The following is a 21,340-nucleotide window of genomic DNA, read 5'->3' as shown; positions in this document are numbered from 1 at the left end:
ACCGCTTTCGCGAGCAAGCCCGCTCCCACAGGGGATCTTCGGTGAACACAAATTTACTGTTTGGCCACAAAAAAGGCGACCTCCGCAGGTCGCCTTTTCATTGAGCCTTAGCCTTTACTGCGCATAAATCTGGTCAAAAATCCCGCCATCATTGAAGTGGGTCTTCTGCACGGTGCGCCAGTCACCAAAGGTCTTCTCTACCGACAGGAAGTCAACTTTAGGGAAGCGATCGGTGTACTTGGCCAAAACAGCCGGATCCCGCGGACGCAGGTAGTTTGCCGCTGCAATCTCCTGACCTTCAGGCGACCACAGGTATTTCAGGTATTCGTCAGCAGCAGCACGAGTGCCTTTTTTGTCGACGACTTTATCGACCACCGACACCGGCGGCTCAGCTTCGGCGGAAACACTCGGGTAGATCACCTCAAACTGATCGCGGCCAAACTCGCGGGCAATCATTTCCGCTTCGTTTTCGAAGGTCACCAGTACGTCGCCGATCTGGTTGGTCATGAAGGTGGTGGTGGCTGCACGGCCACCGGTGTCCAGCACTGGCGCCTGTTTGAACAGTTTGCCGACGAAGGCTTTGGCCTTTTCGTCATCGCCGCCATTCTTCAGCACGTAGCCCCAGGCCGAGAGGTAGGTGTAGCGGCCGTTGCCCGAGGTTTTCGGGTTGGGCACGATCACTTGTACGCCGTCCTTGAGCAGGTCGGGCCAGTCTTTCAGGGCTTTCGGGTTGCCTTTGCGGACGATGAAAACAGTGGCCGAGGTGAACGGCGCGCTGTTGTTCGGCAGGCGGGTGACCCAGTTGTCCGGGACCAGTTTGCCGTTGTCTGCCAGGGCGTTGATGTCGGTCGCCATGTTCATGGTGATGACGTCAGCCGGCAGGCCGTCGATCACCGAACGTGCCTGTTTGCTCGAGCCGCCGAAAGACATCTGCAGGGTGATGTTTTCGTTGTGTTCGGCTTGCCAGTGTTTCTGGAACGCAGTGTTGTAGTCCTTGTAGAAATCGCGCATCACGTCGTAGGAAACGTTGAGCAGGGTCGGTGCGGCCTGAGCCACGCTGGTCAATGCCAGACCAGCGGCCAGAAGTGAGGCGCCAAAGAGTTTTTTCACTGCGCATTCCTTGTTCTGGTAGGAGCTGCCGCAGGCTGCGATCTTTTGATCTTGATCCTTGCGAGACCGTTGAAGATCAACATCAAAAGATCGCAGCCTTCGGCAGCTCCTACAGGTTATTTTTCAGTCATTGAAGAGGTGTTGCCACCGTTTTGCCAGCGACTATAGCCGGGCACGCATAGTCCTTTAAAGATTAAAAAGCTCTTTGCTTATTCCAGCTTTGTAAACAACGCATTGCCACACCGCGAGCAAAACGCCGCACTCGGTTCGTGGCTGTTTTTCTTGCACACAGGACAGTCGTGTTGCTGTTGTTCGCCGCGCATTGCACTGGCCAGTTCAGCGGTAAAAATCCCGGTAGGGACGGCGATGATCGAGTAACCGGTGATCATCACCATCGACGAGATGATTTGCCCCAGCACGGTTTTCGGCACGATGTCGCCGTAGCCGACAGTGGTCAAGGTCACGATAGCCCAGTAGATACCTTTGGGGATGCTGGTAAAGCCATGTTCCGGGCCTTCGACCACATACATCAGGGTGCCGAACACGGTCACCAGGGTACAGACGCCGAGCAGGAAGACGAGGATTTTCTGCTTGCTGCCGCGCAGGGCATCGAGCAGGTAATGGGCCTGTTTCAGGTAGGGGCCGAGCTTGAGAACCCGGAAAATTCGCAGCATTCGAATGATCCGGATGATCAGCAAATACTGCGCATCGCTATAGTACAGCGCGAGGATGCCGGGCACGATCGCCAGCAAATCCACCAGCCCGTAAAAGCTGAACGCATAACGCAGCGGTTTGGGTGAGCAGTAGAGGCGCAGGATGTACTCACCCAGAAAGATGACTGTGAAACCCCACTCGATGTACGCCAGTATGCCGGCGTAGTTCTGATGAACCGCGTCAATGCTGTCGAGGATCACGATCACCAGGCTGGCGAGGATGATCAGCAGCAACGTGCTGTCAAAGCGCCGGCCAGCCACGGTGTCGGTCCGGAAAATCATCACGTACAGGCGATTGCGCCACGTGTCGTTGCCTTTCATTCAAATCGCCCCGGGCATGAAAATTAGCGCAGCCTAGGGTGATTCTCCCCGGTAGCGCAAGGCGCAGTGTCTTTGGCGGCCTGGCGCAGCAGGCGCATGCTGGCACGAATCAGCCAGCAAGCGAGGATGAACGGCGCGGTCAGCGTGGCCAGACCTATCGCGGTGAAGCCTGGCGTCAGCAAAACCGCCAGCACAATGCCCAGCAGTGGCAACCAGGGTTGGCGACGGACCTGGCTGAAGGCGAGGGCGGCGAGCACCGGGTTGTAGCTGCTCAAGCCTGACAATGCGCTGGAGGTTTCGTGATGCAGCAGGGCGAAGCCCAGACCGGCCAGCGAACCCAGCAACGCCCAGAAAAACCCACGACGGTCGGCGATCAGCAAACCCGCGGCAATCAGCGCTCCCGCCAATGGATGACCGAGAAACATCACTTGGCCCAAGCCTTTCAATGCAGCGGCGATCAGGTTGAAGGTGTTCATTTCAATCAGTGGCACCGGGTGCTGGGGCGCGGCGAATGCGAGCAGCATCCAGCCCAGGCCAACGAACGGTGCGGTGTAGGCCGGCAGGCACTGATGATCACGGCAGCGCTTGAGCCATTGTTCGGTGAGCATCGCACTCAGGCCACCGCAGGCGATGATCAGCGGCGGCAACAGCGCGGACCAGGGGAAATACAGGCTCAGCAACAGGCCGAGCAAAACGCCGTTGTAGCTGAACTGCCCGGCCTGACGATCAGCCTTGGCATAGCCGCGACGTTGTGCGGTCAGCAACCCGGCGACCCCGCCCAGCAGCGCACCGCCGAGCAGGGCCGGGGCGGTAAAAAGAATCGCCAACAGGCACAGCAGACCGCACAGCGGATGGCGCTGGAGGAAAATCTGACTGAAACCGTTGAGCAGGGCAGTGGCCCAGTCGGGGCAGTGGGTGTTGAAGTGGTTGGCAGGCATTTTTATTTTTGTTTGTCAGGTGGACCGTGTGATCGTTCTTCGCGGGCAAGCCTCGCTCCTACAGGTTTGAGTCGTGCCCATTATCGCGGCCGACGTAAATCCGTAGGAGCGAGGCTTGCCCGCGAAGAGGCCGGTACAGGCGCTAAATCAACGTCTCGATACGCAACGAATTAGTCGACCCTGGCTGCCCAAACGGCACGCCCGCAGTGATCAATAACGTATCGCCACGCTTGGCCATGCCTTGCGCCTGAGCAATCTCGAGCGCCGTCGAGCACACCTCATCCACCTGCCGCAGCCGATCGTTGACCACCGAGTGCACGCCCCACGCCACGGTCAAGCGGCGAGCGGTTTGCAGGTTCGGCGTCAGGTTGAGGATCGGCACCGTCGGCCGTTCCCGCGCCGCTCGCAGGCTCGACGTCCCGGACTCGCTGTAGTTCACCAGCACTGCCACCGGCAGCACGTTACTGATGCGCCGGATCGCGCAGCTGATCGCATCGGAAACGGTCGCTTCTGCCTTCGGCCGGCTCACATCGAGTTGGGCCTGATAGTCCGGACCGTTTTCCACCTGACGGATGATTTTGCTCATCATCTGCACGGCTTCCAGCGGGTATTCGCCGGACGCGGTTTCCGCCGACAGCATCACCGCATCCGCGCCTTCAGCCACGGCATTGGCGACGTCAGTCACCTCGGCGCGGGTCGGGGCCGGGGAGAAACGCATCGACTCAAGCATCTGCGTCGCCACCACGACAGGCTTACCGAGTTCGCGGCAAACGGTGATGATGTTCTTCTGAATCTGCGGCACGCTTTCGGCCGGTACTTCCACACCCAGGTCACCGCGAGCCACCATGATCGCGTCGCTCAATTCGGCGATTTCCCGCAACTGAGTGACCGCCGACGGTTTCTCGATCTTGGCCATCAAGAACGCTTTGTCGCCGATCAACGCGCGGGCTTCACGAATGTCTTCCGCACGCTGCACGAACGACAGCGCTACCCAGTCCACGCCCAGCTCCAGACCGAAGCTCAAATCGCGACGATCCTTGGCGGTCAGCGGGCTGAGGTCGAGCACCGCTTGCGGCACGTTCACGCCTTTACGGTCCGACAGTTCTCCGCCATTGAGCACGGTGGTGTCGATCGCGTCGGAGTACTTGGTGACTACGCGCAGACGCAACTTGCCGTCGTCCAGCAGCAGGTCCATGCCCGGCTCCAGCGCAGCGATGATTTCCGGGTGCGGCAGGTTGACCCGGCGCTCGTCGCCCGGCGTCGGGTCGAGGTCCAGGCGCAGGGCCTGGCCGCGATGCAGTTGCACCTTGCCGTCGGCGAACTTGCCGACCCGCAGTTTCGGGCCTTGCAGGTCCATCAGAATCCCGAGCGGGTAATTGAGCTGACGCTCGACTTCACGAATCCATTGGTAACGCTGTGCATGGTCGGCGTGATCGCCATGGCTGAAATTCAGCCGGAAGATGTTGACCCCAGCCTGCACCAGTTCGCGGATGTCATCGATTCCGTCAGTAGCCGGACCGAGGGTGGCGAGGATTTTGACCTTTTTATCAGGCGTCATGGTGTGTGCTCTCGAGAATCAGGATGGCGCGGAAGTCGTTGACGTTGGTGCGGGTCGGCTCGGTAACGATCAGGGCGTCCAGCGCCTCGAAATAGCCGTAGCCATTGTTGTTGTCCAACTCGTCGCTGGCGCTCAAGCCGAGGGCGGCGGCGCGGGCGTAGCTGTCCGGGGTCATGATCGCGCCGGCGTTGTCCTCGGAGCCGTCGATGCCGTCGGTGTCGCCGGCCAGGGCGTAGACGCCGGGCAGGCCTTTGAGGCTGTCAGTCAGGCTCAGGAGGAATTCGGCATTACGTCCACCGCGACCGTTGCCGCGCACGGTGACCGTGGTTTCGCCGCCGGAGAGAATCACGCACGGCGCTGCCAATGGCTGGCCATGCAGGACGATCTGCCGTGCGATGCCGGCGTGGACCTTCGCCACTTCCCGGGATTCGCCTTCCAGGTCACCGAGGATCAGCGGACTGAAACCGGCCTGACGGCACTTCACCGCCGCCGCTTCCAGCGATTGCTGCGGGCGGGCGATCAATTGGAAATGGCTGCGGGCCAGGCTCGGATCGCCAGGTTTGACGGTTTCCGATTCCGGGTTTTGCAGCCAGGTGCGCACCGAGGCCGGGACTTCGATGCTGTAGCGCTTGAGGATCGCCAGGGCTTCGGCCGAGGTGCTTGGGTCGGCCACTGTCGGGCCCGAGGCAATGACGGTGGCAAGGTCACCCGGTACATCGGAAATCGCGTAGGTATAAACAGTCGCCGGCCAGCAGGCTTTGCCGAGACGACCGCCCTTGATCGCCGAGAGGTGCTTGCGCACGCAGTTCATCTCACCGATGGTCGCGCCGGATTTGAGCAGGGCTTTGTTGATTGATTGTTTGTCGGCGAGGGTAATGCCTTGTGCCGGAAGTGCGAGGAGCGCAGAGCCACCGCCGGACAGCAGGAAGATCACGCGGTCGTCTTCAGTCAGGTTGCTGACCAGTTCCAGCACGCGTTTGGCCACAGCCAGACCGGCCGCATCCGGCACCGGGTGCGCGGCTTCGACCACTTCGATTTTTTCGCAGGGCGCGCCGTGACCGTAGCGGGTGACGACTAAACCCGAGACTTCACCCTGCCAGCAACGCTCGACCACTTGGGCCATGGCGGCGGCGGCTTTGCCGGCGCCGATGACGATCACGCGAGCGCTACGATCTTTGGGCAGATGGGCTTCGAGGACTTGCTGCGGATGGGCCGCGTCGATGGCTGTGGCAAACAGCTCGCGCAGCAGATGTTGCGGATCGACCGACATGGCGGGCTCCCGGAATTCTTGTTATTGGAGGACGGCGGCCTGCGACAGCGCTGGGAAGGTTCACCCTTTGGCAGGATGAACCAACCCCTGTAGGAGCTGCCGCAGGCTGCGATCTTTTTGCGGATAACGCGGTGAGCGGTCGGGCGTAAAGATCAAAAGATCGTCCGAACGCGGCCCGAGCCTTCGGCAGCTCCTACTTGCGAATCGAGAAATTCGCCATGTGTTCCAGGCCCTTGATCAGCGCCGAGTGGTCCCAGTTGCTGCCACCGATGGCCGCGCAGGTGCTGAACACTTGCTGGGCGTTGGCGGTGTTCGGCAGGTTGATGTTGAGTTCGCGGGCACCTTGCAGGGCCAGGTTCAGGTCCTTCTGGTGCAGGCTGATGCGGAAGCCTGGGTCAAAGGTGCCTTTGATCATGCGTTCGCCGTGCACTTCAAGGATCTTCGAGGAGGCGAAACCGCCCATCAGCGCTTCACGGACCTTGGCAGGATCGGCGCCGTTTTTCGAGGCGAACAGCAAGGCTTCAGCCACGGCCTGGATGTTCAGCGCGACAATGATCTGGTTCGCCACTTTCGCGGTTTGACCGTCGCCATTGCCTCCGACCAGGGTGATGTTCTTGCCCATGGCCTGGAACAGCGGCAGGGCGCGTTCGAAAGCATCGGCATCGCCGCCGATCATGATGCTCAGGCTCGCAGCCTTGGCGCCGACTTCACCGCCGGACACGGGCGCGTCGAGGTACTGGGCGCCTTTTTCGTTGATCTTGGCAGCGAAGGCTTTGGTCGCCGTGGGCGAGATCGAGCTCATGTCGATCACGACTTTGCCTTTGCCAACACCGGCGGCAATACCGTCGGCGCGGAACAGCACGTCGTCGACCTGCGGTGTATCCGGCACCATGATGATGATGAATTCGGCTTCCTGGGCGACTTCTTTCGGGTTGGCCAGGGCGATGGCGCCACCGGCAACCAGGTCAGCCGGGGCGGCGTCATGGTGCGCCGACAGGAACAGGCTGTGACCGGCTTTCTGCAGGTTCAACGCCATTGGGTGGCCCATGATGCCGGTGCCGATAAATCCGATTTTAGCCATGAGAAAATCCTCTCTTGTATTTATATGCCCCCTGTAGGAGCTGCCGAAGGCTCCTACAGGGATATACGTTTAGATTGCGTTATGGGTTTTCAACCAGCCCAAACCGGCTTCAGTGGTGGTCAGTGGCTTGTATTCACAGCCAACCCACCCCTGATAACCAATGCGGTCCAGGTGTTCGAACAGGAAGCGGAAGTTGATTTCACCGGTGCCCGGTTCGTTGCGTCCCGGGTTGTCCGCCAACTGCACGTGGTTGATCTCGCCCAGGTGCGATTGCAGGGTGCGGGCCAGGTCGCCTTCCATGATTTGCATGTGGTAGATGTCGTATTGCAGGAACAGGTTGGCGCTGCCGACCTGTTCGCGAATCGACAGGGCTTGTGCGGTGTTGTTCAGGTAGAAGCCCGGGATGTCGCGGGTGTTGATCGCTTCCATCACCAGTTTGATGCCCGCCGCTTGCAGCTTGTCGGCCGCGTACTTCAGGTTGCTGACGAAGGTTTTTTCCACGCTGGCATCATCGACGTTTTGTGGACGAAGCCCGGCCAGGCAGTTGATCTGGGTGTTGCCCAGCACTTTGGCGTAGGCAATGGCCAGATCGACCCCGGCGCGGAACTCTTCGACCCGATCCGGCAGGCACGCGATACCGCGTTCGCCCTTGGCCCAGTCACCGGCGGGCAGGTTGAACAGCACCTGGGTCAGACCGTTGGCGTCGAGCTTGGCCTTGATCTCGGCGGAGCTGAAGTCGTAAGGGAACAGGTATTCGACACCACTGAAACCGGCCTTGGCGGCCGCTTCAAAACGGGCAAGAAAATCCTGTTCGGTGAACAGCATGGACAGGTTGGCTGCGAAACGCGGCATGGTGGTCTCCCGTAAAAATATGGCCTGTAGCAGCTGCCGAGGCACGAGGCTGCGTTGGGCTGCGAAGCGGCCCCCGATGGCGGTCCTTCGGACACGCAACGCAGCCTCGTGCCTCGGCAGCTGCTACAGGATCAGGTCGTTCTTAATCGAGCAACGAAATCGCGGTCGGCGCATCGTTGCCGACCAACGCCAGGTCTTCGAATTCGTTGACCGCGTTGATCTCGGTGCCCATGGAAATGTTGGTCACGCGCTCCAGGATAATCTCGACGATCACCGGCACCTTGAACTCTTCCATCAGTTCCTGAGCCTTGCGCAGGGCTGGCTGGATCTGACCCGGTTCGAACACTCGCAGTGCCTTGCAGCCGAGGCCTTCGGCAACTGCGACGTGGTCGACACCGTAACCATTGAGTTCCGGAGCGTTGAGGTTATCGAAGGACAGCTGCACGCAGTAGTCCATGTCGAAACCGCGCTGGGCCTGACGGATCAGCCCCAGGTACGAGTTGTTCACCACCACGTGGATGTACGGCAGTTTGAACTGCGCGCCCACCGCCAATTCTTCGATCATGAACTGGAAGTCGTAGTCGCCAGACAATGCCACAACTTTGCGGGTCGGATCAGCCTTGACCACGCCCAGCGCTGCCGGAATGGTCCAGCCCAACGGGCCGGCCTGACCGCAGTTGATCCAGTGACGCGGTTTGTAGACGTGCAGGAACTGCGCGCCGGCAATCTGCGACAGACCGATGGTGCTGACGTAGCAGGTGTCTTTGCCGAACACCTGGTTCATCTCTTCATACACGCGCTGCGGCTTGACCGGCACGTTGTCGAAGTGAGTCTTGCGATGCAGGCTGGCTTTGCGCTGCTGGCAATCTTGCAGCCAGGCGCTGCGGTTTTTCAGCTTGCCAGCAGCTTGCCATTCACGAGCGACTTCGATGAACACGGTCAGCGCGGCAGCGGCGTCGGAAACGATGCCCAGGTCCGGGGTGAACACACGGCCGATTTGCGTCGGTTCGATGTCAACGTGAATGAACTTGCGGCCTTCGGTGTAGACGTCGATCGAGCCGGTGTGGCGGTTGGCCCAGCGGTTACCGACGCCCAGCACCACGTCCGATTTCAGCATCGTTGCGTTGCCGTAACGGTGGGAAGTCTGCAAGCCAACCATGCCGACCATCAAGGGGTGATCGTCCGGGATGGTGCCCCAGCCCATCAGGGTCGGGATCACTGGAATGCCGGTCAACTCGGCAAACTCCACCAGCAACTCGCTGGCGTCGGCGTTGATGATGCCGCCACCGGCGACCAGCAATGGGCGCTCAGCCTGATCGAGCATGGCCAGGGCCTTCTCGATTTGCACGCGGTTAGCGGTGGGCTTGGCCAGTGGCAGTGGTTCGTAGGCATCGATGTCGAATTCGATTTCAGCCATCTGCACGTCGAACGGCAGGTCGATCAGCACTGGGCCTGGACGACCGGAGCGCATTTCGTAGAAAGCTTTCTGGAACGCGTAAGGCACTTGGCCCGGTTCCATGACGGTGGTCGACCACTTGGTCACTGGCTTGACGATGGCCGTGATGTCGACGGCCTGGAAGTCTTCCTTATGCATACGGGCCCGTGGTGCCTGGCCGGTGATGCACAGAATCGGGATCGAGTCGGCCGAGGCGCTGTAAAGCCCGGTGACCATGTCAGTGCCCGCCGGGCCGGAAGTGCCGATGCACACGCCGATGTTGCCAGCCTTGGTGCGGGTGTAGCCCTCGGCCATGTGCGAAGCGCCTTCAACATGGCGTGCGAGGACGTGATCGATGCCACCGACCTTCTGCAAGGCGGAGTACAGCGGGTTGATCGCGGCGCCCGGGATGCCAAAAGCGGTATCAACCCCTTCGCGGCGCATCACCAGAACGGCGGCTTCGATTGCTCTCATTTTGCTCATTGTTTTGGTGCCTCTTACGTTTTGTAATTGTATACAAGTGGCTTTGCGCAGAGTGTATTCACGGCGGACGGCGCAGGTCAATCCATTTTCTCAAGCGACTGTTTCATTCGTCGGAAGCCCGTTCTACTGTGGCTTTTCGTCGCATGTGGCGCTTTTTTATAATTATTGTATACAAATAAATAATCTATTGTGTTCTATTTGTTGCATCGGACTGCGGCATTACGAAGCAGTCCAACGGCTTTCCCAAAAACAAAATGAGGACGGCACCATGAGCGCTTTAACCTTGAAAGTCGCAGTCAGCCTGACCAGTCAGGCCATCGCCGCAGGGCGTGCAATTTGCGCAGCTCCACTGACCATCGCTGTATTGGATGCCGGCGGGCATCTTCTTTCTCTACAGCGAGAAGACGGCGCCAGCCTGCTGCGCCCGCAAATCGCCATCGGCAAAGCCTGGGGTGCGATTGCGCTGGGCAAAGGCTCGCGGCTGCTGGCACTGGATGCCCAGCAACGCCCGGCGTTTATTGCTGCATTGAATAGCCTGGGGCAGGGCAGCGTCGTGCCGGCACCGGGCGGTGTGTTGATTCGGGATCAGGACGGGAATGTGCTGGGAGCGGTAGGCATCAGCGGCGATCTGTCGGATGTGGATGAACAGTGTGCGATCAGTGCGATTGAGGCGCAGGGGTTGCGGGCGGATGCGGGGGTGACTGCCTGACATTTTTGTTGATTGATCTACCGCTTTCGCGAGCAAGCCCGCTCCCACATTAGGCCTGTGGTGGACACAACATGTGTGAACACCGCCAATCCACTGTGGGAGCGGGCTTGCTCGCGAAGGCAATCTCCCAGACACATCCAGCTAAAAGTCTACCCTCGAGTCTCGGATGTCCTGATCTAGCCTTCTCATGAGTTCATTCAGGAGAGAGGCAAAGGAATGCCTGAGCTGTCAGCGTCACATCGTCTTCGAATCGGTCGTCATACGGAACAAAATCGCATCTACCTTCTGACGGCCAATACTCTCAAGCGGGCGCCTATTTTCAGGGATTACAGCTTGGGACGGATGGTCGTACAGCAATTCAAAAACGCACAGGAGCAGGGGTTTGCCGACTCCTTGGCCTATGTTGTCATGCCTGACCATTTCCACTGGTTGATCCAATTGCAAAAAGGATCACTGGGCCAGTTGATGTGCCAGGCCAAATCGTTAAGTACTCGATCAATCAATGCCGCCACCGGCAGAACGGGCAGTCTCTGGCAGCAGAGCTTTCATGATCATGCGCTGCGTCGTGAGGAGGACTTGGTGAAACTTGCTCGCTATGTTGTCGCCAACCCATTGCGGGCGGGACTGGTTGAGGAGCTTGGCGACTATCCGTTGTGGGATGCCATTTGGCTTTAGGCTCGGGACCGAGTTGCCCCCATTCGCGAGCAAGCCCGCTCCCACATTGGATCTCCAGTGTGTCGCAGATCGAGTGTGGGAGCGGGCTTGCTCGCGAATAGCCGCGCCGCGGTCTTTCAGTCCGGCTCACACCCCTTGAGCACCAACCGAATAATCGTCTGCGCCGCAGCCTCGTAATCCGCCTCGTCCAGCTTCGCTTTACCGGTCACCGCAGAAATCTGCCAGTCAAAGTCGGCGTAGGTCTGGGTCGCGGCCCAGATGCTGAACATCAGGTGGTTGGGGTCGATGGCGGCGATCTGGCCGCGGTCGATCCAGGTCTGGATGCAGTCGATGTTGTGTTTGGCCTGGCCGTTGAGTCGTTCGACCAGGTCGGCGCTCAGGTGTGGGGCGCCGTGCATGATTTCGCTGGCGAACACCTTGGAGGCGAAGGGCAAATCGCGGGAGATGCGGATCTTGGAGCGGATATAGCCGCTCAGCACTTCGCCGGGCACGCCGTCGGCGTTGAACGGCGTCGAGGCCTGCAGGATCGGTTCGATGATGCTTTCCAGGACCTCGCGGTAGAGGTTTTCCTTGGATTTGAAGTAGTAGTAGACGTTGGGCTTGGGCAATCCGGCCTTGGCTGCGATATCACTGGTTTTGGTCGCAGCGAAGCCCTTGTCGGCAAATTCTTCACTGGCGGCACGCAGGATCAGTTCTTTGTTGCGCTCGCGGATAGTGCTCATAAACCAGGGGGTTCCTTGCCTGTTCTGGCGGTTGCGCATGGTAGCACCGGCCTCGCGCGGCGCTCAAGAATGCCTGTAACCGCCAGGGGGCGCTCTCAAAGTTTCCCTGCCGCGTTGTCGCCTTAAAGCGGGCCAGGCAAGGCGCAGGCCGCTGGGAATGGTCGTTCCCTTTCCAAGGCCTGCAACGCAGCCTGGCCCGCTTTAAGGCACAACCCGAAGGGCCGGGCCTACTGTTGTGCAGGGCTGCGTTGCTCGAAGCTTATTTGGAATGACCAAACCACGCTTCTCGCGCCTTGCCCTGCACAACAGCAGACCCGGCGCGGTAGGGAAACTAATTGAGAGTGCCCCCTGCTTACTGACAATCTCTGTCGGTATGCTGAACAAGTTCGCGGATGTTCGGGTGAACCGCCGACCCACTGCTAGAGTTCAAGGCAGCGATCAGCCATTGGCACCATTGATCTTGGGTGGGCGGGCTTCACTTCCAATCGCCGCGCATCACTGTCGGCCTGTTCGAGTGAACACTGTGGAGAAAAGCAGACGAAGCAAAATCGGCCTGGTAGTCGGGGTACTCCTGCTGGTGCTGCTCGCGGTCGCGCTTTGGTATTTTCTGGTGCTGGGGCGCAACAAGGTCAAACCGCCGCCCTCCGCCGAGCCCGTGGCGGCAGTGGCCGTCAAGTTGCAGGATGTGCCGGTGTACATCGATGCCTTGGGCACGGTCACGCCGACCCGTAGTGTGACGGTGATTACCCAGGTCGATGGGATTCTCAGCTCGGTCGAATTCAAGGAAGGCCAGCAGGTGCACAAGGGTCAGGTCATCGCCCGCATCGACGACCGCGCGCTCAAGGCGCAACTGGCGGTAGCCAAGGGCACGCTCATGCATGATCAGGCGTTGCTGAGCAACGCAGTGCGGGACCTGGCGCGCTATCGCGAGCTGATCAAAGTCGGCTCCACCACCCAGCAAACCCTCGACACCCAAGCCTCGCTGGTACAGCAGCTGCAAGGCACGGTCGCCTCCGATCAGGGCAGTGTGCAGAACCTGGAAGTGCAGTTGAGTTATTGCACCATCACCTCACCGGTCGATGGAGTGGTCGGTTTGCGCCAGGTCGATCCCGGCAATTACGTTACCACCGCGAGCACCACCGGTATTGCGGTGATTACCCAGATGACCCCGGCGACCGTGGTCTTCGCTGTGCCCGAAGATGATCTGGGGGCGATCAATCAGGCCATGGCCAAAGGCGCGGTGACGGTACTGGCCTACGACCGTAACAAGCACAACCTGTTGGGCACCGGCAGCCTGCTGGCGCTGGACAATCAGGTCGATACCAGCACCGGTACGATCAAGGTCAAGGCGCAGTTCGATGACTCGGGCAAGGCGCTGTTTCCCAATCAGTTCGTCAACGCCCGGCTCAGGGCCGATACCCTGACGCAAATCACGGTGGTGCCGACCCGGGCGATTCAGCACGGCAGCAAGGGTGATTTCGTGTTTGTGGTGGTCGACCCCGGCAACAAGGTCAGCCTGCGTAACGTCAAGACCGGGCCGGCCACGGGCGATGTTTCGGCGATTCTCGACAATGGCGTGAAACAGGGCGAGCAGGTGGTCACCGAGGGCGCGGACAAACTGGATGACGGTTCTGCGGTGAAGGTCGTCGCGCAGTGAGGGATGGCCAGTCATGAACGTCTCGCGGCCCTTTATCGAACGCCCGGTCGCCACCACTTTACTGATGGTGGCCGTGCTGTTGCTGGGCATGCTCGGTTATCACCTGCTGTCGGTTTCGGCGCTGCCGGAAGTGGATTATCCGACGATTCAGGTTTTCACCCAGTACCCCGGCGCCAGTCCGGAGGTGATCAGTTCGTCGATCACCGCGCCGCTGGAACGTCAGCTCGGCGAGATGCCGGGCCTCAAGTCGATGAACTCCACCAGTTCCGACGGCGCGTCGGTGGTGACCCTGCAATTCGATTTGTCGCTGTCGCTGGATGTCGCCGAACAGGAAGTGCAAGCCGCGATCAACGCTGCCGGGACTTTCCTGCCGGCCAACCTGCCGTATCCGCCGGTCTACAGCAAGGTCAACCCGGCCGATGCCCCGGTGCTGACGCTATCGCTGACCTCTGACGTGCTGCCGCTGACCAAGGTCGAAGACCTGGCCGACACCCGTCTGGCGCAGAAAATTTCGCAGATCACCGGGGTGGGCCTGGTCACCATCAGCGGCGGCCAGCGCCCGGCGGTGCGGGTCGAGGCCAACACCTCGGCGCTGAATAATCTGGGGTTGTCCATCGACGACCTGCGCACCTCGCTGGGCACCGCCAACGTCAACCAGGCCAAGGGCAATATTGACGGCAAGTTCCAGGCCTATTCCATCGGCAGCAACGACCAGTTGCAGTCGGCCGAGGAATACCGTGATCTGGTGATCGCCTACAAAAACGGGGCGCCCATTCGCTTGTCGCAGATCGCCAGCTCGACCCAGGGTCCGGAAAACCCGCGTCAGGCGGCCTGGACCGACAGCACGCCATCGATTGTCCTTAATATTCAGCGCCAGCCCGGTGCCAACGTGATCGACGTCGTCGACCGGGTGCAGCAACTGTTGCCCAAACTGCGCGCCAGTTTGCCGGCCACCCTCAAGGTCGCCGTACTCACTGACCGCACGCAAACCATCCGCGCTTCGGTCACCGACGTGCAGTACGAACTGGGCGTGGCCGTTCTGCTGGTGGTGATCGTGATTTTCCTGTTCCTGCGCAATTTGCCGGCGACGATCATTCCAGCCGTGACCGTGCCGCTGACGCTGATCGGCACTTTGGCGGTGGCCTATGGGTTTGGATTTTCGCTGAACAACCTGACGCTGATGGCGCTGACCATTGCCATCGGTTTTGTGGTCGACGACGCCATCGTCATGATCGAAAACATCACGCGCTACATCGAGGCCGGCGACTCGCCGATGGAAGCCGCGCTCAAAGGCTCGGAGCAGATCGGTTTCACCATTATTTCGCTGTCGATAGCGTTGATCGCGGTGATGATCCCGCTGCTATTTATGGGCGATGTGGTGGGACGGCTGTTTCGCGAATTCGCCATGACGGTGGCGGTGACCATCGTCATCTCGGCGCTGATTTCCCTGACGCTGACGCCGATGATGTGTTCGCGGATGCTCAAGCCTGAAAAGGAAGAGCGCCGGGTCGATTTCTTCGACCGCATCAACGGCTATTACGTCAAAGGCCTGGACTGGGTGCTGGTGCATCGGGGCCTGACGTTGATCTCCGTGGTAATCACTGCGGTGCTGACCCTGCTGATCATTGTGATCATGCCCAAGGGCTTCTTTCCCGAGCAGGACACCGGGCTGATCCAGGGTATTTCCCAGGCGTCACCGACCATCTCCTTCCAGCAGATGCAGGTTGAACAACAACGGTTGGCGGCGCGGATTTTGAAGGACCCGGCGGTGGCGAGCCTGTCATCCTTCGTCGGCATCGATCAAACCAACCCGACGATCAACCAGGGCAACCTGCTGATCAACCTCAAGCCCCACGGCGATCGTGACAACAGTGCAGCGGTGATTCGCCGGCTCTCCGACGCCAATGCCGACGACGCCGGGATTCGCCTGTACCTGCATAGCGTGCAGGACCTGACCCTCGATGCCACGGTATCGACCACCAGTTATCGCCTGGGCTTGCAGGCCACCGATCCTGACGAGCTGGAGCAGTGGACCAGCAAACTGCTGGCGGCGATCAAGCAGGACCCGATGTTCACCGATGTGCAAAGCCAGGCGATGCAGTTCGGCAATCAGATCCAGCTCAACTTCGACCGCGCCACCGCTTCGCGCCTGGGTGTCACGCCGCAGGCCATCGACGACGTGCTGTACGACGCCTTTGGCCAGCGTCAGGTCTCGACCATCTACACCCAGCTCAACCAGTATCACGTGGTGATTGCCACTGATCATCCGCCGCGCAATCTGGCGGACCTGCTGACTGGGCTGTACGTCGACATCCCGTCCGGCGGCGTGGCACCACTGTCGAGCATGGCGACCCTGCAAGTGATCCGAGCGCCGGTCACCATCAATCGCCTGGGGCAATTCCCCTATGCCGATGTCTCGTTCAACCTGGCCCCCGGCCAGACCCTCGGCGCCGCCGTCACCCGGCTCAAGGACATCGAAGCCCAGGCCGGGCTGCCGCTGTCGGTGCAGGCAAACCTGGAGGGGGCGGCAGCCACCTTTGAGGCGTCGCTGTCCAACCAGGTGTTTCTGGTGCTGGCCGCTGTCGTCGTGGTGTACCTGATGCTGGGGATCCTCTACGAGAGTTTCGTGCACCCGATAACGATTCTCTCGACCTTGCTGTCCGCCGCACTGGGGGCATTGCTGGCGTTGCTGATCACCGGCACGCAGTTCGACATCATCGGCCTGATCGGCATTGTGTTGCTGATCGGTATCGTGATGAAGAACGGCATCATGATGGTCGACTTCGCCCTGGAGCTGGAGCGCAAGGGCGGGCTGGACCCGGTGGCGGCGATTCGTCAGGCCGCCGAGTTGCGGTTTCGGCCGATCCTGATGACCAGCATGGCCTCGCTGTTCGGCGCGGTGCCGTTGGCGCTGGGCACCGGGATCGGTTCTGAGCTGCGCCATCCGCTGGGGATCGCGATCATTGGCGGGCTGCTGCTGAGCCAATTGCTGACGCTGTTTTCCACGCCGGTGATTTTCCTCGCCATGCACAGCCTGGAGCGGCGTTTCAGTCGGCGCCGGCCGCTGGTCGAGGCCTATCGCGATGAACCTTAGCGCGCCCTTTATCCAGCGTCCCATTGCCACCACATTGCTGGCAGTCGGGTTGGCGCTGTTTGGTGTGCTGGCGTTCAACCTGTTGCCGGTGGCGCCGCTGCCTGAGGTGGATTTTCCGACCATCAGTGTGCGCGCTTCATTGCCGGGAGCAGACCCGACTACCGTGGCCTCGTCGGTGGCCACGCCACTGGAGCGCCAGTTCGGGCAAATCGCCGGGGTCACCGAGATGACATCGTCCAGTTCGTTGGGGGCGACGCGCATCACCCTGCAATTTGACCTTAATCGTGACATCGACGGCGCCGCCGGGATGTTCAAGCGGCGATCAACGCGGCGCGCAGCAGCTTGCCCAGCGACTTGTCCGGCAACCCGACCTACCGCAAGGTCAACCCGGCCGACTCGCCGATCCTGATCCTCAGCCTGACCTCCGACAGTGCCACCCGCGGGCAAATGTATGACGTGGCCTCGACCTTGCTGGAGCAGCGTTTGCTGCAGACCACCGGGGTTGGCGACGTGACGGTGGGGGGCGCGTCTTTGCCGGCGGTGCGGATCGATCTCAACCCGGACCGGCTCAATCGCTACGGCGTCAGCCTGGAGCAGGTGCGTCAGGTGATTCAGGCGGCCAACGTCAACCTGCCCAAGGGCACGGTGTCGGTGGGCGATCAGTCTTATGGCCTCAAAGCCAACGACATGCTTTACCAGGGCGCGGACTACGGGCCGTTGGTGGTCAAGCAAAGTAACGGCGATCTGGTGCGTATCTCGGACCTGGGCGATGTCATCGAGGATGTCGAGGACCTGCGCAACTACGGTTTGTCCAACGGCAAGCCGGCGGTGCTGCTGGTCGTGTTCAAGCAACCGGGGGCCAACGTCATCGACACCGTGGATGCGGTGAAGGCTGAGCTGCCGTTTCTCCAGAGTTCGATTCCGTCGTCGATCAAGATCAACACCCTGATGGACCGCACCACCACCATCCGGGCGTCACTACGGGATGTCGAGTTGACGCTGATGATCTCGATTGCCTTGGTCACGCTGGTGACTTTCGCGTTTTTCCGCGACTGGCGCAGCACGCTGGTACCGGCCATCGTGGTGCCGCTGTCGCTGCTCGGCACGTTTGGCGCGATGTATTTTCTGGGCTACAGCCTGAACAACCTGTCGCTGATGGCGCTGACCATTTCCACCGGCTTTGTGGTCGACGACGCCATCGTGGTCGTCGAGAACATCATGCGCCACCTGGAGAAGGGCGAAAGCCGGATGCAGGCGGCATTGGCTGGCGCGCGGGAAGTCGGCTTCACGGTGATGACCATCAGCGTCTCGCTGGTGGCCGTATTCATTCCGCTGCTGCTGATGGGCGGTATTGTCGGGCGGTTGTTTCGCGAGTTCTCGATTTCGCTGTCGGTGGCCATCGTCATTTCGATGGTGGTTTCGCTGACGGTGACGCCCATGCTGTCCAGCGTGCTGCTGCGTACTAAAGAGCAGGTCGCCCGCGACAGTGACCATCCGGATTCGCGTTTCCATCGCTTCTACGACCGCACCCTCGGCTGGGTGATCGAGCATTCGTTCCTGATGGGCCTGACCACTTTGCTGGTAATCGTGCTGGCGTGTGTGTTGTATGTGCTGGTGCCCAAGGGCTTCTTCCCGCAGGAAGACACCGGGCGCATGTCCGGCAGCATCATTGCGTCCCAGAGCATTTCGTTTGGCGCGATTCAGTCGAACTTCAGTGACATCAACCGCAAGGTCCTGAGCAACCCGAATGTCGAGACGGTCGGCGGGTTTGTCGGCGGTGGCGGGGGGATTGGCGGGGCGGTCAACAGTGCGCAGTTGTTCATCACCCTCAAATCCCTGTCCGAGCGCAAGGACAGCGCCGATCAGGTCATGGCCCAGGTGCGCAAAACCCTCGGCGACATGCCCGGCACCCGCCTGTATTTGCAGTCGGCCCAGGACATCACCGTCGGTGGCCGGCAGAGCGGGGCGCAGTATCAATACACCATGACCGCTGATGACCAGAGTACCCTCGACGAATGGGTGCCCAAGGTGGTGGCGGTGCTGCACACCTTGCCGCAACTGACCGACATCAACACCGACCAGCAGGACAACAGCCTGATGGCCAGCGTGATCGTCAATCGTGACGCGGCGGCGCGGCTGGGGGTGAGCATGTCGGCCATCGACCAGACGTTGTACGACGCTTTCGGGCAACGCCAGGTCTCGACCATCTACCGTTCAGCCAACCAGTATCACGTGGTGATGGAAGTGGCGCCGCCGTACTGGTCCGATCCGGCGGCGCTCAAGGGGATTTATGTGCCCGTCGGCGAGGCTGCCGCCGCCACCAAGGGCAGTGCGGCGGCGCCCAACCTCAGTGCCACCGCCAATCAACAGTTGGTCCCGCTGTCGGCGATCGCCGATTATTCGGTGGGCCGCACGGCCATTTCCATCAGTCATCAGGGCACCTTTCCAGCGGTCACGGCCTCGTTCAACCTCACCCCCGGCGTGTCCATCGGCCAGGCCACGGCGCTGGTGGAGAATGCCGTGGCGCAGTTGCGAATGCCGGCCAGCGTCGTCGGCCAGTTCGCCGGCACGGCGCAAGTGTTCCAGTCGTCGGTGGCCAATGAGCCGTTGCTGATTGTCGCGGCGCTGTTGTCGGTGTATGTCGTGCTCGGCATGCTCTACGAGAGCCTGGTCCACCCGTTGACGATCCTCTCGACCTTGCCGTCCGCCGGGGTCGGTGCGCTGATTGCGTTGCTGTTGACTGGTACCGAACTGTCGATCATTGCGCTGGTGGGGGTGATTTTGCTGATTGGTATCGTCAAGAAAAACGCGATCATGATGATCGACTTCGCCATCACCGAACGCCGGGAGTCTGGCCTGAGCGCCAAGGAAGCGATTCGCCGTGCGTGCCTGATCCGTTTTCGGCCGATCATGATGACCACCCTGGCGGCGATTCTCGGCGCATTGCCGTTGGTGCTGGGCACCGGCTATGGCTCCGAATTGCGCCGGCCCTTGGGGATTTCGATTATTGGCGGGTTGGTGTTCAGCCAGTTGCTGACGCTCTACACCACCCCGGTGATTTACCTCTGGCTCGACCGGGCGTCCCAGCGCCTGCGCCGCAAGGAGCAATAAATGAATCGTCGTAAATCCCTTGTAGCCATGACCCAATCCCCTGTGGGAGCGGGCTTGCTCGCGAAGGCGTCAGGTCAGCCTATATCCCTGTTGAATGTAAATCCGCATTCGCGAGCAAGCCCGCTCCCACAGGGGGTGATGCTGGCTTTTGTACTGAGCCTCGTACTAAGCGGTTGCATGGTCGGGCCGGACTATCACAAGCCAACCCTCGAACTGCCGATGACCTTCAAGGAGGGCAGCCAATGGCAGCGGGCGGCGGCCGATCCGCAGGGGGCGCTGGACAGTCAGTGGTGGCTGGCCTATCAGGATCCTGTCCTGAACGACCTGATCGCCCGTTCGGCCAAGGCCAACCAGTCGATCATCGCCGCCGAAGCCGCGTATCGCCTGGCGCAGGCGCAAGTGGCGTCGAGTCGCGCCGGGTTGTGGCCGACGGTCGGGGTCGGGCTTTCCGGGACGCGTGGTGCAGGCGGCAGCAGTTCCAGTTCCGGCACGACGACCACTGGCGTCAGCAGCAGTGGCGGTAGCGCCGGCGTTTCGCAATCGGTCAGCGCCACCCTGAGCGCCAGTTGGGAACCGGATTTGTGGGGGCTGGTGCGACGAGGCATCGAGTCGAGCCAGGCCTCGCTGCAGTCGTCCGATGCGTTGCTGGCCGGGGTGCGCCTGTCCATCGATGCCAGCGTGGCCACCAACTACCTGGGATTGCGGCAACTGGACATGGATGTCGACCTGTTGCAGAAACAGCAGACCATCAATCAGCAGTTGCTGGAGATGATTCAAGCGCAAACGGTCCAGGGCACGGCAACCAACGACCAGTTACTGGTGGCTCAGGACCAGTTGGCCACGGTAATCGCCGACCTGCAAACCTCACAACGCTCGCGCGAACAGGCCGAACATGCACTGGCGGTGCTGACGGGTGTGGCACCGGCGCAGTTCAATCTGCCCGCCGTGGACAGCTACAATTTTGTGCTGCCAATACCGCCGCCAACCCTGCCATCAAGCCTGTTGCAACGACGCCCGGATGTGGTGTCTGCCGAGCGCGTGGCGGCGGCGGCGAACGCGAAAATCGGTGTCGCCGAAGCGGCGTTTTTCCCGACGCTGGACCTGACTGCCGAAGCCGGCTATCGCGGCACCGCGCTGGGGGATTGTTCTCCGTGCCTAACCGCATCTGGACCCTCGGCCCGGCGCTGGCCGAAACCATTTTCGACGGCGGCGCGCGGGAAGCGGCGAAACAACAGGCCCAGGCCAGCTACGATCAGGATGTGGCCAACTATCGGGGGACGGTGCTCAGTGCCCTGCAAAACGTCGAGGACAATCTGTCGGCGATCAACCATCTGCACACCCAGGCCCAGGCCTTTGAACAGATGTATCAGCGCAATCAGCAGTTGTTCGGCAGCCAGGAGGCGCAACAACGCGCGGGTATTGTCAGTCAGCAAACGGTGCTGACCCAGCAATTGGTATTGCTGCAAGCCGAACAGAACTGGCGAGACACCCAAGGGCTGCTCAGTCAGGGCAGTGTGGCATTGTTCCAGAGCCTTGGCGGTGGCTGGCAAGTGCCCGCGGATCACTGAGGCATCTCGCTTCCCCTGCATCGGGCGCGTTATGCTTCGCGCA

General features: G+C 60.8%; 13 protein-coding genes and 2 pseudogenes. 6 read left to right on the top strand and 9 right to left on the bottom strand.

Annotated features, from left to right (window positions below; genetic code table 11):
* Window positions 1–114: 114 nt before the first annotated feature.
* The 8 genes from JFV26_RS20170 to gcl form a co-directional block, all read right to left on the bottom strand.
* Window positions 115–1,110: a sulfate ABC transporter substrate-binding protein gene (locus JFV26_RS20170; RefSeq protein ID WP_201194961.1), complete on the bottom strand. Its 996-nt coding sequence runs from the start codon at window positions 1,108–1,110 to the stop codon at window positions 115–117.
* A gap of 209 nt (window positions 1,111–1,319) precedes the next feature.
* Window positions 1,320–2,144: an ion transporter gene (locus JFV26_RS20165; RefSeq protein ID WP_201194959.1), complete on the bottom strand. Its 825-nt coding sequence runs from the start codon at window positions 2,142–2,144 to the stop codon at window positions 1,320–1,322.
* Window positions 2,145–2,167: 23 nt separating this feature from the next.
* Complete coding sequence (locus JFV26_RS20160) at window positions 2,168–3,082, bottom strand: urea transporter (protein ID WP_201194957.1); 915 nt, start codon at window positions 3,080–3,082, stop codon at window positions 2,168–2,170.
* Between the two features lie 142 nt (window positions 3,083–3,224).
* Window positions 3,225–4,640: a pyruvate kinase gene (gene pyk / locus JFV26_RS20155; protein ID WP_201194955.1), complete on the bottom strand. Its 1,416-nt coding sequence runs from the start codon at window positions 4,638–4,640 to the stop codon at window positions 3,225–3,227.
* A complete protein-coding gene (locus JFV26_RS20150; RefSeq protein ID WP_201194953.1) occupies window positions 4,630–5,910 on the bottom strand; it encodes a glycerate kinase type-2 family protein in 1,281 nt (426 codons plus the stop codon). The genes pyk and JFV26_RS20150 overlap by 11 nt, the downstream gene beginning before the upstream one ends.
* 193 nt (window positions 5,911–6,103) lie before the next feature.
* Window positions 6,104–6,991, bottom strand: a complete 888-nt coding sequence (locus JFV26_RS20145; protein WP_201194951.1) for a 2-hydroxy-3-oxopropionate reductase — start codon at window positions 6,989–6,991, stop codon at window positions 6,104–6,106.
* Window positions 6,992–7,060: 69 nt separating this feature from the next.
* A complete protein-coding gene (gene hyi / locus JFV26_RS20140; RefSeq protein WP_201194949.1) occupies window positions 7,061–7,843 on the bottom strand; it encodes a hydroxypyruvate isomerase in 783 nt (260 codons plus the stop codon).
* 142 nt (window positions 7,844–7,985) lie between these two features.
* Entirely contained in the window at window positions 7,986–9,761 is a 1,776-nt protein-coding gene (gene gcl / locus JFV26_RS20135) for a glyoxylate carboligase (RefSeq protein WP_201194947.1), read from the bottom strand.
* 268 nt (window positions 9,762–10,029) lie between these two features.
* On the opposite strand from gcl, the gene JFV26_RS20130 reads away from it, so the two are divergent.
* A complete protein-coding gene (locus JFV26_RS20130; protein WP_201194945.1) occupies window positions 10,030–10,470 on the top strand; it encodes a GlcG/HbpS family heme-binding protein in 441 nt (146 codons plus the stop codon).
* Between the two features lie 216 nt (window positions 10,471–10,686).
* Window positions 10,687–11,145: an REP-associated tyrosine transposase gene (locus JFV26_RS20125; RefSeq protein ID WP_201194943.1), complete on the top strand. Its 459-nt coding sequence runs from the start codon at window positions 10,687–10,689 to the stop codon at window positions 11,143–11,145.
* Between the two features lie 116 nt (window positions 11,146–11,261).
* On the opposite strand, the gene JFV26_RS20120 is transcribed toward JFV26_RS20125, so the two are convergent.
* Window positions 11,262–11,867 (bottom strand): TetR/AcrR family transcriptional regulator, encoded by a 606-nt coding sequence (locus JFV26_RS20120; RefSeq protein WP_201194941.1) that lies wholly within the window; start codon window positions 11,865–11,867, stop codon window positions 11,262–11,264.
* Window positions 11,868–12,390: 523 nt separating this feature from the next.
* Between JFV26_RS20120 and JFV26_RS20115 the strand changes: the two genes are divergently transcribed.
* The 4 genes and pseudogenes from JFV26_RS20115 to JFV26_RS20100 all read left to right on the top strand — a co-directional run bounded on the left by JFV26_RS20115 (window position 12,391) and on the right by JFV26_RS20100 (window position 21,297).
* The gene (locus JFV26_RS20115) at window positions 12,391–13,524 is read left to right on the top strand and encodes an efflux RND transporter periplasmic adaptor subunit (RefSeq protein WP_201194939.1); all 1,134 of its coding nucleotides are present in this window, start codon (window positions 12,391–12,393) and stop codon (window positions 13,522–13,524) included.
* Window positions 13,525–13,537: 13 nt separating this feature from the next.
* Window positions 13,538–16,618: an efflux RND transporter permease subunit gene (locus tag JFV26_RS20110; RefSeq protein WP_201194937.1), complete on the top strand. Its 3,081-nt coding sequence runs from the start codon at window positions 13,538–13,540 to the stop codon at window positions 16,616–16,618.
* A pseudogene (locus tag JFV26_RS20105) lies at window positions 16,608–19,729 on the top strand (efflux RND transporter permease subunit). Before JFV26_RS20110 ends, JFV26_RS20105 begins: the two are co-directional and overlap by 11 nt.
* Window positions 19,730–19,867: 138 nt before the next feature.
* A pseudogene (locus JFV26_RS20100) lies at window positions 19,868–21,297 on the top strand (efflux transporter outer membrane subunit).
* The last annotated feature ends 43 nt before the right edge of the window (window positions 21,298–21,340 follow it).

The sequence above is a fragment of the Pseudomonas sp. TH31 genome (genome assembly GCF_016650815.1).
Taxonomy (GTDB): Bacteria; Pseudomonadota; Gammaproteobacteria; order Pseudomonadales; family Pseudomonadaceae; genus Aquipseudomonas.
Note: the sequence above shows the minus strand (reverse complement) of the source record. Positions and strands in the feature narration are given on the sequence as shown.

What these genes read in the sequence shown, in the direction of transcription:
- JFV26_RS20165 (WP_201194959.1), bottom strand. Translation starts at nt 2,144, where the DNA reads ATGAAAGGCAACGACACGTGGCGCAATCGCCTGTACGTGATGATTTTC.
- JFV26_RS20120 (WP_201194941.1), bottom strand. Translation starts at nt 11,867, where the DNA reads ATGAGCACTATCCGCGAGCGCAACAAAGAACTGATCCTGCGTGCCGCC.
- JFV26_RS20110 (WP_201194937.1), top strand. Translation starts at nt 13,538, where the DNA reads ATGAACGTCTCGCGGCCCTTTATCGAACGCCCGGTCGCCACCACTTTA.
- pyk (WP_201194955.1), bottom strand. Translation starts at nt 4,640, where the DNA reads ATGACGCCTGATAAAAAGGTCAAAATCCTCGCCACCCTCGGTCCGGCT.
- JFV26_RS20145 (WP_201194951.1), bottom strand. Translation starts at nt 6,991, where the DNA reads ATGGCTAAAATCGGATTTATCGGCACCGGCATCATGGGCCACCCAATG.
- hyi (WP_201194949.1), bottom strand. Translation starts at nt 7,843, where the DNA reads ATGCCGCGTTTCGCAGCCAACCTGTCCATGCTGTTCACCGAACAGGAT.
- JFV26_RS20160 (WP_201194957.1), bottom strand. Translation starts at nt 3,082, where the DNA reads ATGCCTGCCAACCACTTCAACACCCACTGCCCCGACTGGGCCACTGCC.
- JFV26_RS20130 (WP_201194945.1), top strand. Translation starts at nt 10,030, where the DNA reads ATGAGCGCTTTAACCTTGAAAGTCGCAGTCAGCCTGACCAGTCAGGCC.
- JFV26_RS20150 (WP_201194953.1), bottom strand. Translation starts at nt 5,910, where the DNA reads ATGTCGGTCGATCCGCAACATCTGCTGCGCGAGCTGTTTGCCACAGCC.
- JFV26_RS20125 (WP_201194943.1), top strand. Translation starts at nt 10,687, where the DNA reads ATGCCTGAGCTGTCAGCGTCACATCGTCTTCGAATCGGTCGTCATACG.
- gcl (WP_201194947.1), bottom strand. Translation starts at nt 9,761, where the DNA reads ATGAGCAAAATGAGAGCAATCGAAGCCGCCGTTCTGGTGATGCGCCGC.